The sequence below is a fragment of the Streptomyces sp. NPDC025638 genome, from assembly GCF_055558775.1.
In genome coordinates this window covers 234,690-249,103 of record NZ_JBVHLX010000005.1, presented here as the reverse complement: position 1 = coordinate 249,103, position 14,414 = coordinate 234,690, and the positions used below count along the sequence as shown (strand labels likewise).

At 70.7% G+C, this 14,414-nt stretch carries 13 protein-coding genes; 2 read left to right on the top strand and 11 right to left on the bottom strand.

Translation table 11 applies throughout. The annotated features are described in order from the left end of the window. Window positions 1-6 precede the first annotated feature (6 nt). Window positions 7-576 carry a dienelactone hydrolase family protein gene (locus ACZ4EG_RS15180; RefSeq protein WP_467790939.1) on the bottom strand — a complete coding sequence of 190 codons (570 nt, stop codon included), beginning with the start codon at window positions 574-576 and terminating at the stop codon, window positions 7-9. Between the two features lie 107 nt (window positions 577-683). On the opposite strand from ACZ4EG_RS15180, the gene ACZ4EG_RS15175 reads away from it, so the two are divergent. After that, window positions 684-1,787, top strand: a complete 1,104-nt coding sequence (locus ACZ4EG_RS15175) for a mechanosensitive ion channel family protein (RefSeq protein WP_467790938.1) — start codon at window positions 684-686, stop codon at window positions 1,785-1,787. 48 nt (window positions 1,788-1,835) lie between these two features. Here the strand turns inward: ACZ4EG_RS15175 and ACZ4EG_RS15170 are convergent, their stop codons facing one another. From ACZ4EG_RS15170 to ACZ4EG_RS15145, 6 genes are all read right to left on the bottom strand, one after another. Then, the gene (locus ACZ4EG_RS15170) at window positions 1,836-2,576 is read right to left on the bottom strand and encodes an SDR family NAD(P)-dependent oxidoreductase (protein WP_453547999.1); all 741 of its coding nucleotides are present in this window, start codon (window positions 2,574-2,576) and stop codon (window positions 1,836-1,838) included. A 123-nt stretch (window positions 2,577-2,699) separates the two neighbouring features. Continuing rightward, window positions 2,700-4,286, bottom strand: a complete 1,587-nt coding sequence (locus ACZ4EG_RS15165) for a Na+/H+ antiporter (protein WP_453547997.1) — start codon at window positions 4,284-4,286, stop codon at window positions 2,700-2,702. 88 nt (window positions 4,287-4,374) lie between these two features. After that, window positions 4,375-4,842, bottom strand: coding sequence for a GNAT family N-acetyltransferase (locus ACZ4EG_RS15160; RefSeq protein WP_453547995.1), 468 nt, complete (start codon window positions 4,840-4,842; stop codon window positions 4,375-4,377). Next, window positions 4,839-5,783 carry an RluA family pseudouridine synthase gene (locus tag ACZ4EG_RS15155; protein ID WP_453547993.1) on the bottom strand — a complete coding sequence of 315 codons (945 nt, stop codon included), beginning with the start codon at window positions 5,781-5,783 and terminating at the stop codon, window positions 4,839-4,841. Before ACZ4EG_RS15155 ends, ACZ4EG_RS15160 begins: the two co-directional genes overlap by 4 nt. A gap of 52 nt (window positions 5,784-5,835) precedes the next feature. Next, window positions 5,836-6,459 (bottom strand): signal peptidase II, encoded by a 624-nt coding sequence (gene lspA / locus ACZ4EG_RS15150; RefSeq protein WP_467790937.1) that lies wholly within the window; start codon window positions 6,457-6,459, stop codon window positions 5,836-5,838. Between the two features lie 67 nt (window positions 6,460-6,526). After that, window positions 6,527-7,759, bottom strand: a complete 1,233-nt coding sequence (locus ACZ4EG_RS15145; RefSeq protein WP_467790936.1) for a TraR/DksA family transcriptional regulator — start codon at window positions 7,757-7,759, stop codon at window positions 6,527-6,529. A gap of 620 nt (window positions 7,760-8,379) precedes the next feature. Here ACZ4EG_RS15145 and ileS point away from each other — a divergent pair. After that, on the top strand, window positions 8,380-11,517 hold the full coding sequence (gene ileS / locus ACZ4EG_RS15140) for an isoleucine--tRNA ligase (RefSeq protein ID WP_467790935.1): 3,138 nt from the start codon (window positions 8,380-8,382) through the stop codon (window positions 11,515-11,517). A gap of 9 nt (window positions 11,518-11,526) precedes the next feature. Here the strand turns inward: ileS and ACZ4EG_RS15135 are convergent, their stop codons facing one another. The 4 genes from ACZ4EG_RS15135 to ACZ4EG_RS15120 form a co-directional block, all read right to left on the bottom strand. Then, window positions 11,527-12,039, bottom strand: coding sequence for a hypothetical protein (locus ACZ4EG_RS15135; RefSeq protein WP_467790934.1), 513 nt, complete (start codon window positions 12,037-12,039; stop codon window positions 11,527-11,529). A gap of 133 nt (window positions 12,040-12,172) precedes the next feature. Further along, window positions 12,173-13,357, bottom strand: a complete 1,185-nt coding sequence (locus tag ACZ4EG_RS15130; RefSeq protein ID WP_467790933.1) for a DivIVA domain-containing protein — start codon at window positions 13,355-13,357, stop codon at window positions 12,173-12,175. Window positions 13,358-13,410: 53 nt separating this feature from the next. Then, entirely contained in the window at window positions 13,411-13,695 is a 285-nt protein-coding gene (locus tag ACZ4EG_RS15125; RefSeq protein ID WP_263207749.1) for a YggT family protein, read from the bottom strand. A 49-nt stretch (window positions 13,696-13,744) separates the two neighbouring features. Beyond that, entirely contained in the window at window positions 13,745-14,386 is a 642-nt protein-coding gene (locus ACZ4EG_RS15120; RefSeq protein ID WP_263207751.1) for a cell division protein SepF, read from the bottom strand. Window positions 14,387-14,414: the final 28 nt, after the last annotated feature.

Genomic DNA, 14,414 nt, shown 5'->3' with positions numbered 1-14,414 from the left:
GGCCCGCTAGAGCGATGCGAGGAAGCCGAGCGCCACCCGCCAGGTGGCCTCGGCGGCCTCCTCGTCGTAGTCCGGGAGGTCCGGGTCGGTGTAGAGGTGGCCCGCCCCGGCGTATCTGTAGACCTCCACTTCGGCACCCGCCCTGCCCATCTGCAGATACCAGGCGCTCAGCCAGTCGTCCGTCTCGAACGGGTCCGGCTCGGCCACGTGCAACTGGACCGGCAGCTCGTCCACGGAGGCGTTCGGCGCGATGTCCGACGTGCCGTGCAGGAGCAGCAGTCCGCGCGCCTTGTCGTCTCCGAGGGCCAGGGTCTGGGCGACGGAGGCGCCCAGCGAGAACCCGGCGTACACCAGCCCCCGCTCCGAGTAGGGCGCCGCCGCCAGGACCGCCCGCTTCAGCAGCTCGTCCTTGCCGATCTCCTCCTTGAAGGCCATGCCCTCCTCGACCGTCTGAAACGTGCGCCCCTCGAAGAGATCCGGCGTCCACACCTCGTGCCCCGCGGCCCGCAGACGGTCCGCCGCCGCGCGCACCGCGGGCCCAAGCCCATAGGTCGAGTGAAAGAGCATGATGTTCATGAGGCCATCGTGCCAGCCGACTGTGACAGCGCCGGACCACGGCCCTGCCCGTCCAGCTCCCGAACACACATGTTCGTGACCGCCCGGTGCCGGTTACGTTCGGAGGCATGGAGAACGTACTGCGCCCTTTGATCGTGGTCGGCGGCGCCGTCGTCCTGACCGTGCTGATCGGGTGGGCCACGGATCTGCTGCTGCGCAAGGCCGACGAACGGCACAGCGAGACGCCTCTGTGGGGCCGGCTGCGCCGCGCCCGCGTCCCCTACCAACTGGTGCTGTGCGCGGCCCTGCTCAGAGGCTCCTACGACCAGGCGGAACTGCTTCAGGAGCACCGCGTCGGCATCGGCCGGGCGCTGACCCTGGTGCTGATCGGGTCGGCGGCCTGGCTGGTGGTGCGCATCACGGCGGCGATCGTCGAAACCTCCTACAGCCGCTACGCCCGCGCGCACCGCGACCCGGCCCGGCTGCGCCGGGTCCGCACCCAGGTGTCGCTGATCATGCGCGTGGTCTCGGCCGTCGTCGGGGTGGTCGCCGTGGCCTCGATGCTGCTGACGTTCCCCGCGATGCGCGCGGCCGGTGCCTCGCTGCTGGCCTCCGCCGGCATCCTGGGCATCGTCGCCGGTGTCGCCGCACAGTCCACGCTCGCCAATATGTTCGCGGGGCTGCAGATCGCCTTCGGCGACATGGTGCGGCTCGGCGACACCGTCGTGGTGGACGGCGAGTGGGGCACGGTCGAGGAGATCACGCTGACCTTCCTGACCGTACGCACCTGGGACGAGCGCCGGATCACCATGCCCGTGTCGTACTTCACCTCCAAACCCTTCGAGAACTGGTCCCGCGGCACCCCGCAGATGACCGGGATCGTCTTCTGGCACCTCGACCACTCGGCGCCCGTCGAGGCGATGCGCGAGAAGCTCCGGGACCTGCTGCGCGAGTGCCCGGCCTGGGACGGCCGTGACTACGGGCTCGCGGTCACCGACTCCACGCCGAACACCCTGCAGGTACGCGCCCTGGTGACCGCCAAGGACGCGGACGACGTGTGGACCGTGCGGGTCACGGTCCGCGAGCAGATGATCCGCTGGCTGTGCACGGAGCATCCGTACGCGCTGCCCCGGGTCAACACGGCGGACGCGGTCCTGCCGCCGGGCGGTGTGCCCTCCCCCGACGGCTCGGCGCGCCGGGCGTACGAGCCGCCGCGGACCGGCCGGGGGTGAACCCACGGTGAACCCCGGTGAGCCCCTCCTTCATCGGATCCGCTGCTGTCAGTGACCTCGTTCGGCACCCCCGTTGACCTGGATGATCTGCGAGGTGATGTGCCCGGCCAGCGGGGAGGCCAGCCAGTGCAGGGTGGCGGCGACGTCCCCGGGGGTGCCGGCCCGGCCGGTGGACGTCTCGGCGACGAGCCGTTCCCGTCGCGCCTCCTCGATCGGTCCGCCGAAGAAGTCGGTGTCCTCGACATAGCCCGGCGCCACCACGTTCACGGTGACACCGCGCGGTCCCAGCTCCCGGGCCAGGTCATGGGCGTAGGGGTGGAGGGCGGCCTTGGAGGCGGCGTAGGCCCCGCTGCCCGAGCCGCGAAAGGCGGCTATGGAGCTCAGGAACAGCACCCGGCCTCCCGGGTCGGCCAGCCGGTCCTTGAGCGCCTCCGTGAGCAGCACGGCGGTGAGGGTGTTGAGCCGGAAGTTGATGCCCCAGGCGTGTGCGAGGGCGTCGAGCGGATCGTCGGTCCCGGGCCCGGGTTCCAGTCCCCCGTTGCCCCCGGCGCTGTGCACGAGCACGTCCACGGTGCCCAGTTCCTCGGCGACGAACCGGGCCACGCCCCGCACGTCCGCCGGGTCGCCGAGGTCGGCCGCACGGGTGAGTGCCCCGGGCACCCCGGCCTTCTCCAGCACCTCCGCGCGCCGCCCGAGCAGCAGCACCCGGTCCCCGTCCGCCGCGAAGACGCGCGCCGTCGCGAGCCCGATCCCCGTACCGCCACCACTGATCACAATGTTGCGAGCCATGATCCGAGAGTACGAGCGGTGCGACGACCCGGCCTCCGGATATCCACAGCCGCCATGTGTTCGTATGACCGCCATCGCGTCGTGTGTGCGGCCGTCACATGGACGGCGTCGCGTCGTACGCCCTCAGCGCAGGCTTCGCACATCCAGATGCCGAAGCACCCGGTCCACGATCTCCGGATCCGCCCCCGGCTCGCTGCGCGCCGCCAGCACCTCGTGCCGCGCCGCACTCAGCATCTCCCCCTGGATCCGCCGCACCCGCTTCAACCGCCGGACCCGCTGCTGGTGGGCCCCCCGCCGCTCCTCCTCGCCCACGTCCGGGCTGATCCGCGCCCCGATGTCGAAGGCGCTGCGCAGCATCTGCTCGGACAGGTCCTCCGACAGGTCCTCGACCTGCTCGATCTCCCGGAGCCTGCGTTTGGCCGCCTTCGCCGCCCGCACGGCCAGCTGCTTCTCGAACTCCTTCTCCCGCTCGTTGTCGGCCCGCACGCCCAGCCGCTTCACCAGCCACGGCAGGGTCAGCCCCTGCAGCACCAGCGTTGCCATGATCACCCCGAACGCGATGAACACGATCTCGTCCCGGTCGGGGAAGGCGGAGCCGTCGTCGGTCTTCAGCGGGATGGCCAGCGCCAGCGCCACCGAGGCCACCCCGCGCATCCCCGACCACCACATGACGACCGTCTCCCGCCAGCTCATCGGGATGTCCTCGTCGTAGTCCCGCTTGGCGTGCAGCCGCTTGGTCAGCCAGGTGGCGGGGAGCAGCCACACCAGCCGTACGAACACCACCACGGCCACGACGGTGCCCGCCCAGCCCAGCATCTCGCCCCACCGCCCGGACGCGGTGCGGATCGCGTTGTGCAGCTCCAGGCCGATCAGCCCGAACGCGACGCCGGTGACGAGTGTGTCCACGATGTCCCAGAACGTGTGCCCGGCGAGCCGTGTCATCACGTCGTCGGCGCCCAGGGCGTACTCGGCGAGGAACAGCGCGGCGGTGAGCACGGCGAGGACCCCGGACCCGTGCAGCTCCTCCGCGAGCACGTAGGACGCGTACGGCACCAGCAGGGTCAGGCCGATCTGCAGGGTCGGGTCCCCCAGCAGGTCGAGCAGCTTGTTCGCGCCCCAGCCCAGCGCGAGCCCCACGGCCACGGCGACCACCGCGGACAGCACGAGGTCGAGACCGGCCCGCCACGGCGAGAAGGTGCCGCTGACGACGGCGGCGATCGCCACGTGGTAGAGCACGATCGCCGTGACGTCGTTGAACAGCCCCTCGCCCTCCAGGATCGACACCAGCCGGCGCGGCAGCCCGAGCTGCCCCGCGACGGCGGTGGCGGCGACCGGGTCGGGCGGGGCCACCAGCGCGCCCAGCGCCACGGCGGCGGCCATCGACAGCCCCGGCACGATCGCCCCGGCGACGACGGCCACGCTTGCGGTGGTGACGAACACGAGGGCCACGGCCAGCAGGAAGATCGGCCGTTTGTTGGCCGCGAACTGCCGCCACGAGGTCCGTCTCACCGCCGCGTACAGCAGGGGCGGCAGCAGCAGCGGCAGGATCAGCTCGGGCGGGAAGTCCACGTTCGGCACGAAGTCGGCCACGGCGAGGGCGATGCCGAGCAGCGTCATGAGCACCGGAGCGGGCAGTCCCAGCCGGTCCCCCACCGGCACGCTCACCAGGGCCCCCAGCAGCAACACGAACAACAGGGCCAACTGATCCACGGGCGGCGCTCCGGGAGTCGACGATCACGCGGCAGGCCTCAAGCCTGCCACGGCCGCCTCGGCACCGGCCTGTCGGCGGCCCCGGCCGCTACAGGCGGCGCCGCATCGCCCGGTGCGGGATCCCCGCCTCCGGGTACTCCGGGCCGTACGCCTCGTACCCGAGCCGCTCGTAGAAGCCCAGCGCGTGCGTCTGGGCGTGCAGGTCCAGCGCCGTCAGGCCACGCGCGCGTGCCGCCTCCTCGATGGCCCGTACGAGCGCGACGCCGACGCCCAGCCCGCGCGCCTCCCGCGCGACCGCGAGCCGTCCCAGGGAGCCCACCGACGGGTCGCCGCCGGTTTTCGAAGCGGCCGCCTCGCCGAACAGCAGCCGCCCGGTGCCGAGCGGCACGCCGTCCTCCCGGACCGCCAGCACGTGCACGGCCACGGCGTCGTACTCGTCGTACTCGATGTCCTGCGGGACGCGCTGCTCGACGACGAAGACCTCCTTGCGCACCGCGAAGCACGCCTCGCGGTCGGCGAGGTCCTCGGCGATCCGCACGGCGTAGGGGGCGCTCATGCCCAGGTCTCCTCGCGGACCTGGTCCAGGGCCTGCTGAAGGTCCTCGGGGTAGTCGCACTCGAACTCGACCCACTGCCCGTCCCCGGGGTGCTCGAAGCCGAGCCGGACGGCGTGCAGCCACTGGCGGGTGAGGCGCAGACGCTTGGCGAGGGTCGGGTCGGCGCCGTAGGTCAGATCGCCGACGCAGGGGTGGCGGTGGGCGGCCATGTGGACGCGGATCTGATGGGTGCGGCCGGTCTCCAGCTTCACGTCGAGGAGGGAGGCGGCGCGGAAGGCCTCGATGAGGTCGTAGTGGGTCACGGAGGGCTTGCCGTCGGCCGTGACCGCCCACTTGTAGTCATGGTGGGGGTGGCGGCCGATGGGGGCGTCGATGGTGCCGCTGGTCGGGTCGGGGTGGCCCTGGACGAGCGTGTGGTAGCGCTTGTCGACCGTGCGCTCCTTGAACTGCCGCTTGAGCGACGTGTACGCGTACTCGGACTTGGCGACCACCATCAGGCCGGAGGTGCCGACGTCGAGGCGGTGCACGATGCCCTGGCGCTCCGCGGCGCCCGAGGTGGAGATCCGGTAGCCGGCGGCGGCCAGGCCGCCGATCACGGTCGTTCCGCTCCAGCCCGGCGACGGGTGCGCGGCGACGCCGACCGGCTTGACGATCACGACCACGTCATCGTCGTCGTGCACGATCTCCATGCCCTCGACCGGCTCGGCCACGACCTGCACCGGTGCGGGCGCCTGCGGCATCTCGACCTCCAGCCAGGCGCCGCCGCGCACCCGCTCGGACTTGCCGACCACCGAGCCGTCGACCTGCACCTTGCCTGCCGCGGCGAGCTCCGCCGCCTTCGTACGGGAGAAGCCGAACATGCGGGAGATGGCGGCGTCGACGCGCTCGCCCTCCAGGCCGTCGGGCACGGGCAGGGTACGGATCTCGGGAATCGTGCTCACCCGTCGAGTATGCCGGACGGGTGAGACAGCCCCGTACGAGAGTCCCGCGGCCTCAGTCCTTGTGGACGGTGCCGTCCGGGTCCAGACCGCGGAAGGACAGCAGCACGATCAGGATGCCGCCGCAGACGATCGCCGAGTCGGCCAGGTTGAAGACGGCGAAGCCCTTGGGCGCGATGAAGTCGACGACCTCGCCCTCGAAGAGTCCCGGCGAACGGAAGATCCGGTCGGTGAGGTTGCCGAGCGCACCGCCGAGCAGCAGACCGAGCGCGATCGCCCAGGGCAGGCTGTAGAGCTTGCGGGCGAGACGGATGATCACCACGATCACGGCGGCCGCGATCACCGTGAAGATGATCGTGAAGGCCTGCCCGACACCGAAGGCCGCGCCGGGGTTGCGCAGGGCGTTGAGCTCCAGCCAGTCCCCGACGAGCTTGATCGGCGCGTGGTGCTCCAGCCTCGCGACCACGAGCATCTTGCTGATCAGGTCGAGGGCGTACGCCAAGGCGGCCACCGCGAACAGCACGGCGATCCGGCGCTTGCCCCGGGGCCGCGAGGCCACGGCCCCCCGCTCGTCCGCGCCGGACGCACCGGGGACGGCGGGCGCGTCGGCCGACGCCGCCTGCTCGCCTCCGTCGTCCGGGGTGTCCGGCGTACCGATGATGCGCTCCGCCTCTGCCACGTGAGTCCCTCAACCTAGGTGCCTGACTGAGGACGAGACTACGGCACGCCTCGGACGACCCCTGCGCTCAGTAGCGGCGTTCCTGCTTCTGCTTGCACTCCACGCACAGGGTGGCGCGCGGGAAGGCCTGCATCCGGGCCTTGCCGATGGGGTCGCCGCAGTTCTCGCACAGGCCGTAGGTGCCCGCGTCCAGGCGTTCCAGGGCGCGCTCGGTCTGGACGAGCATCTCGCGCGCGTTGGCGGCCAGGGCCATCTCGTGCTCGCGCGTGATGTTCTTGGTGCCGGTGTCCGCCTGGTCGTCGCCCGCGCCGTCCCCGGAGTCCCGCATCAGGCCGACGATCGACTCCTCGGAGTTGGTGATCTCGGCGCGCAGCCGCGCCTCCTCGGACAGCAGCTCGGCGCGTGCTTCCTCGACCTCCTCCTTCGTCCAGGGGTCCTCGCCCGGGCGCACCGCGAGCTCACCGGGCTCCACCGCGGCAACCCGCGCCTTGGGGACGGCGGTCTTCGCCGCCGTGGCCGTGCCAGGAGTCTTCTTCGCAACCACCGTCGTGGCTCCCGTCTGCTTCGCGGCCCGCGCCGCGCCCGCTTTCTTGGCCGTGCTCTTCTTGGCCGCCCCCTTGGCGACAGCCTTTCCGGAGTCGGCGGCCTTCCCGGCACCCGCCTTCCCCGCGACCGCCTTCTTCCCGACGGTCTTCTTGGCGGCCCCCTTCTTCTCTGCGGTTTGCTTCTCAGCGGCCGTCTTCCCGGCGGCCTTCTTCTTCGAGGTGGCGGCCCTCTCGGCTGCCGTCCTCGTGTCGGCGCCGGTCGTCTCCTCAACAGCCGTCTGTTCGGCAATCGACGTCTTCACGGTCACCTTCTTGGTAGCGGGCTTCTTCGCGGCAGACTTCTTCGCGGCGGCCTTCTTGGCGCCGGCCTGCTTCGAGGCGATCTGCTTCGAGGCGGCCTTCTTTGTCGCACCCTGCTCAGTGACCGCCGTCCCGGTTGCCGCGGTCCCGGTTGCCGCCTTCTTGCCCGCTCGTCTCCCGCCCCCCTCCCCCTCGACCGCCTTCTTCGAAGGAGCCGCCCTCGTAGCGGTCGCCTTCTTCGCGACGGTCTCCTCGGCACCGGCCGACCGCACGGCCTTGACCGGCTTCATCGGCTTCACGGAGTTCGCGGTCCGCGCAGCGGTGCCTTTCTGCGTGCTCTTCTTCCCCCCTATGCCCTTGGCCGTACCGGCCGAGGCATCCGCGCTGCCGGAGGCCGCCGCGCCCCTGGACCTGCCGGACGCCGACTGCTGTACGGCGGTCTGTTTCACCACCATGGCCGCGGCCCCTTCACATATTGTGATCTTGCACGCGAATCGTGCTGGGACGATAAATCGACTTGAGTCCCGCGGCAACGGGGCACGCCGCCCGATTCGCCCGCCCCGCGCCCCCCGCGCAGCAGGTCTGCATGCGTTGTGCCCAGCTCCCCGCCAGGTAATCCGCCGGGCCGGGCATACCGGGATCCGAACACGCGCGCCTCGCCATTCGGGTCATCTTCGCCGTCCACGGGCCGGCGCCCCGGCCGGGCCTTCCGGCCCCGGGGCCCGAAATCCGGTCGGCCACTGTCCCCGCGGCGCCGTACACTGGGCGGAGCGAAAAGCGTGGATGGGGACGAGTAGCGACGTACGCAGCCCAGAGCGACCCGGGGACGGTGGAAGCCCGGGGGCGAGCGCGACGTGAAGATCACCCCGGAGCCGCCGGAAGAAAGCCCCAGCGCAGGCCCAGGGGCCGGTAGAACCGGCATCGCGACCCCAATGAGGGGGCTCACCGGCGCATACGGCGCACGGGGAGCCAAGGAGGGTGGTACCGCGGGAGCGCGCCGCACACGGCGTACGTAGCACATACGGCTCTCGTCCCTCCGACGGAAGGCAGCAAGTCCGTTGGAGGAAGCTCGCAGATGACAGCGCCGACGTACCGCCAGGTACCCGCCCAGGTCGACCTGCCCGCGCTTGAGCACGCGGTGCTCGACTTCTGGCGCGAGCAGAAGATCTTCGCCAAGAGCCTGGAGCAGTCCGAGGGCCGCCCCGAGTGGGTGTTCTACGAGGGCCCGCCCACCGCGAACGGCATGCCCGGCGCCCACCACATCGAGGCGCGCGTCTTCAAGGACGTCTTCCCCCGCTTCCGCACCATGCGCGGCTACCACGTGGCCCGCAAGGCCGGCTGGGACTGCCACGGCCTGCCCGTGGAGCTGGCGGTCGAGAAGGAGCTCGGCTTCTCCGGCAAGCAGGACATCGAGGCGTACGGCATCGCCGAGTTCAACGCCAAGTGCCGTGACTCCGTGCTCCGCCACACCGACGCCTTCACCCAGCTCACGACCCGCATGGGCTACTGGGTCGACCTCGACGACGCCTACGTCACGATGGACCCCGAGTACATCGAGTCGGTCTGGTGGTCGCTGAAGGAGATCTTCAACAAGGGCCTGCTGGTCCAGGACCACCGCGTCGCCCCCTGGTGCCCGCGCTGCGGCACCGGCCTGTCGGACCACGAGCTGGCGCAGGGCTACGAGACGGTCGTCGACCCGTCCGTGTACGTCCGCTTCCCGCTCACCTCCGGTCCGCTCGCCGGCCAGGCCGCGCTCCTGGTGTGGACGACCACCCCCTGGACCCTGGTCTCCAACACGGCGGTCGCCGCGCACCCCGAGGTCACCTACGTCGTCGCGACGAACGGCGAGGAGAAGCTCGTCGTCGCCGAGCCGCTCGTCGAGAAGGCGCTCGGCGAGGGCTGGGAGTCCACGGGCCAGACCTTCACGGGCGCCGAGATGGAGCGCTGGACGTATCAACGTCCCTTCGAGCTGGTGGAGTTCCCGGAGCCCGCCCACTACGTGGTGAACGCCGAGTACGTCACGACCGAGGACGGTACGGGTCTGGTCCACCAGTCGCCCGCCTTCGGTGAGGACGACCTCCGGGTCTGCCGCGCGTACGGCCTGCCCGTCGTGAACCCGGTCCGCCCGGACGGCACCTTCGAGGAGGACGTCCCGCTGGTCGGCGGCGTCTTCTTCAAGAAGGCCGACGAAAAGCTCACCGAGGACCTCCAGCAGCGCGGTCTGCTCTTCAAGCACATCCCGTACGAGCACAGCTACCCGCACTGCTGGCGCTGCCACACCGCGCTGCTGTACTACGCGCAGCCGTCCTGGTACATCCGCACGACGGCCGTCAAGGACCGCCTCCTCGAAGAGAACGAGAAGACCAACTGGTACCCGGAGACGGTCAAGCACGGCCGCTTCGGCGACTGGCTGAACAACAACATCGACTGGGCGCTGTCCCGCAACCGCTACTGGGGCACCCCGCTGCCCATCTGGCGCTGCGAGGACGACCACCTCACCGTCGTCGGCTCCCGTGCCGAGCTCAGCGAGCTGACCGGCACGGACCAGTCCCAGCTCGACCCGCACCGCCCGTTCATCGACGACGTCACCTTCGGCTGCCCGCAGTGCGCCAAGACGGCCACGCGCGTGCCGGAGGTCATCGACGCCTGGTACGACTCGGGTTCGATGCCGTTCGCGCAGTGGGGCTACCCGTACAAGAACAAGGAGCTGTTCGAGAGCCGCTACCCGGCGCAGTTCATCTCCGAGGCGATCGACCAGACCCGCGGCTGGTTCTACACGCTGATGGCCGTCGGCACGCTGGTCTTCGACAAATCGTCGTACGAGAACGTGGTCTGCCTGGGCCACATCCTCGCCGAGGACGGCCGCAAGATGTCCAAGCACCTGGGCAACATCCTGCAGCCGATCCCGCTCATGGATCAGCACGGTGCGGACGCGGTGCGCTGGTTCATGGCGGCCGGCGGCTCCCCGTGGGCGGCCCGCCGGGTCGGTCACGGCACCATCCAGGAGGTCGTCCGCAAGACGCTCCTCACGTACTGGAACACGGTCGCCTTCCAGGCGCTGTACGCCCGTACGTCGAACTGGGCGCCCAGCGCGGCCGACCCGGCCCCGGCCGACCGCCCGGTACTGGACCGCTGGCTGCTGTCCGAACTGCACGCGCTCACCGACCAGGTGACGCAGGCGCTGGAGGCGTACGACACCCAGCGCGCCGGCAAGCTGCTGTCGGCGTTCGTCGACGACCTGTCGAACTGGTACGTCCGCCGCTCGCGTCGCCGCTTCTGGCAGGGCGACAAGGCCGCGCTGCGCACTCTGCACGAGGTCGTCGAGACAGTCACCAAGCTGATGGCCCCGCTGACCCCGTTCATCACCGAGCGGGTCTGGCAGGACCTGGTCGTACCGGTGACCCCGGGCGCCCCGGAGTCGGTGCATCTGGCGGCCTGGCCGGAGGCGGACCTGTCCGCGATCGACCCGGAGCTGTCGAGGCAGATGGTCCTGGTCCGCCGCTTGGTGGAGCTGGGCCGCGCCACGCGCGCGGAGTCGGGCGTCAAGACCCGCCAGCCGCTGTCCCGTGCCCTGGTGGCGGTCGCGGGCTTCGAGTCCCTCGACCCGGAGCTGCACGCGCAGATCACCGAGGAGCTGAACGTCAGTTCCCTGGCCTCGCTGTCCGAGGTCGGCGGTTCCCTGGTGGACACCACCGCCAAGGCGAACTTCCGGGCCCTGGGCAAGCGCTTCGGCAAGCGGGTCCAGGACGTGGCCAAGGCCGTCGCGAACGCCGACGCGGCGGCGCTGTCCCTCGCCCTGCGCGAGGGCACGGCGTCGGTGGAGGTCGACGGGGAGACGGTCACCCTCGCCCCCGACGAGGTGATCATCACGGAGACCCCGCGCGAGGGCTGGTCGGTCGCCTCCGACTCCGGTGCCACGGTCGCGCTCGACCTGGAGATCACCGAGGAGCTGCGGCAGGCGGGCCTCGCCCGTGACGCGATCAGGCTGATCCAGGAGGCCCGCAAGAACAGCGGCCTCGACGTGGCCGACCGCATCGCGCTGCGCTGGACCTCCACGGACCCGGCGGTCATCGCGGCCCTGAGCGAGCACGCCGAACTGATCGCCGACGAGGTCCTGGCGACCGACTTCGCCCAGGGCGAGGCGGACGACACCTACGGCGAGCCGTTCACCGACGAGGGCCTGTCGCTCACCTTCCGCCTGCGCAAGGCCTGAGCCACACGCCTACCCGGGGCCCGGCCCTCCTACGGGAGCCGGGCCCCGACCCATGCCGGGCACTCTCCCACAGCACGGTGCCTCCAGGCCCAGCGACTCCAGTAGCCGTCGACGTGGAGGGCCGATCACATACACCGCGCCCTCCGCAAAATCGTTCGGGCTGTCACCGATGTCGAAGCCGCCCGCGGTGAGGACGGCGCGGATCGCCTCCGTCATCGCCGAGTCGATCGCACCTATGTGCCCGAGCACCGGGTCCTCGGGCCGCTGCTCCATGGCACAGCGCATCGCGGCCACGCGCAGCACCGGCGCCGGGCGCCAGCTGACGTAGACCCCGCCCGCCTCGTCCGCTCCCGGGTCGACCTCCACGACGGCGCCGGCTCCCACGGCCGGGTCCAGTCCGTGCGGTTCCACGGGCAGCCCCGCCGCCGCCAACTGCGTACGGGCCTCGCTCGCCCACGCCTCCCAGCGCCGCAGCGTCTCGGCGTCGGCCTGCCGGTACCCGGCGAACTCCTGATCGTCCACGGTGCGCACGCTACAGCCCCCACCGACGTCACCGTCAACACGCGTAAACAGGGCGGGGCCCCGGATCGAATCCGGGGCCCCGCCCTGTTGAACGCCGCCGACGCCTAAGGCGTACTACTGACCGTGCCGGCCGTCAGTTGTCGTCCTCGTCGATCAGGAACCCACGCATCGGCGAGGGAGCCTGGCCCATCGGGCCGGGGCCCTGCGGACGGACGGGAGCCATCGGCTGGGTCATCGCCGGGGACATCTGCTGCTGGCCGCCGTAGGACGGGGCAGGAGGCGCCGGGGGGCCGCCCATGGGCTGGTTGCCGCCGTAGGACGGGGCACTCGCGCCGGCCGGAGCCATGGAAGGCGCCGGGGACGGCGGCAGGGAGGCCGCAGCCGGGGTACGCGGCGGGGCGAGCGAGTCGTCGGCCTGGGTCTCCAGCTGGCGCAGCTGCGACTCCAGGTACGACTTCAGGCGCGTGCGGTACTCGCGCTCGAAGCCACGCAGGTCCTCGACCTTGCGCTCCAGCGTGGCGCGGGCGGACTCCAGGGAGCCCATCGCGACGCGGTGCTTCTCCTGCGCGTCCCGCTCCAGGGCGTCGGCCTTGGCACGGGCGTCACGCTCCAGACCCTCGGCGCGGCTGCGGGCCTCGCCGACGATCTTGTTCGCCTCGGAGCGGGCCTCGGCGATCGCCTGGTCGGCGGTCTGCTGGGCCAGCGAGAGGACACGGGCGGCGCTGTCGCCACCGGGGCCCTGACCGGGGCCGCCCATCGGGCCACCCATGGGGCCGCCCATCGGGCCGCCCATCTGCTGCATCGGGGGCTGACCACCCATGGGCCCCTGGCCCATGCCGGGGCCCATGCCCTGGCCCATGCCCTGGCCCATACCCTGACCCATGCCGGGGCCCTGGCCCATCGGACCCTGGCCCATCGGACCGGGACCCTGCGGACCGCCCTGGCCACTGGGACCGGCCGGCAGCTGCGGAGCACCGCTGGGCAGCTGGGGCGGGCCTCCCATGGGGCCACCCATCTGCTGCTGCGGCGGGCCCGATATGCCGGCGGGCACCGGAGCGCCGGGACCTCGCATCCCCTGCTGAGGCATGCCGGGAGGTCCGTCCTGCTCCGGAGGCTTGCGCATGTTCTGCTGGTTCTGGGCAGCAGCACGCGTCGCCGCGGCCAGTTTGGCGCGCAGGTCCTCGTTCTCGCGAAGCAGTCGGGTCAGCTCGGCTTCGACCTCGTCGAGGAAGGCATCGACCTCGTCCTCGTCATAGCCTTCTCGGAGGCGGACGGTCGTGAACTGCTTGTTCCGCACGTCCTCGGGGGTCAACGGCATCTCTTCACCTCAACGTAGTCGTCGGCATTCGGCAAGACGGTAGTTCACATCGCTCACAGCCGGCTCACGATCGAGATCAGGATGTAGACGATGATCATCAGTACGAAGAAGGACAGGTCGAGCGCCACGCCCCCGAGACGCAGCGGCGGAATGAACCGCCGCAGAAGCTTGAGCGGTGGATCGGTGACAGTGTAGGTGGCCTCCAGAACGACCACCATCGCCTTGCCTGGTTGCCATGAGCGGGCGAACTGGAAGACATAGTCCATGACCAACCGGAAGATCAGCACGATGAGGAAGCACATCAGCGCGATGTAGATCACGTCCAGGAACACGCTCATGATCCGTGCTTCCCTCTCCCCTGTTTCGTGCGTTCGACCGGTCTGCGTCTCAGCTCTGGTTGAAGAACCCGCCCTCTGCGATGCGGGCCTTGTCCTCCGCCGTGACATCGACGTTAGCAGGCGACAACAGGAACACCTTCTGCGTCACCCGCTCGATGCTGCCGTGAAGACCAAACACCAAACCAGCCGCAAAGTCGACAAGTCGCTTCGCGTCTGTGTCGTCCATCTCAGTCAGATTCATGATCACCGGGGTGCCCTCACGGAAGTGTTCCCCGATGGTACGGGCCTCGTTGTAGGTCCGGGGATGCAGCGTGGTGATCCGGTACGGCTCTCGTTCCGACACGACCTTGGGCATGATCACCGGTGCGTTCTTCTCCAGGGACTGACGTTCTTGTGTGATGGACGCCACGGGTGCGATCCGCGCGGGGCGCCCGGATTCCGCAGGCAGCGAGGCGGCATGGGACACCGGTTCGCGTTGCGCGGGCGGCTGCACCACTCGCACCGCTTCATCCCTTTGGGACTGATGTGCGGCGTGTGACTGATGTGACGGCTCGTGCCGCCGGTGGTCCCGCTCGGGCTCCGGGTCCAGTTCGGGCTCGAAGTCGTCGTCGGGGTCGAATCCGCGGCCGTCGTACCCATCGTCCTCCACGAGGCCGAGGTAGACCGCCATCTTGCGCATCGCGCCGGCCATGCTCTGAGTCCTCCGCTCTGTGGTGGAT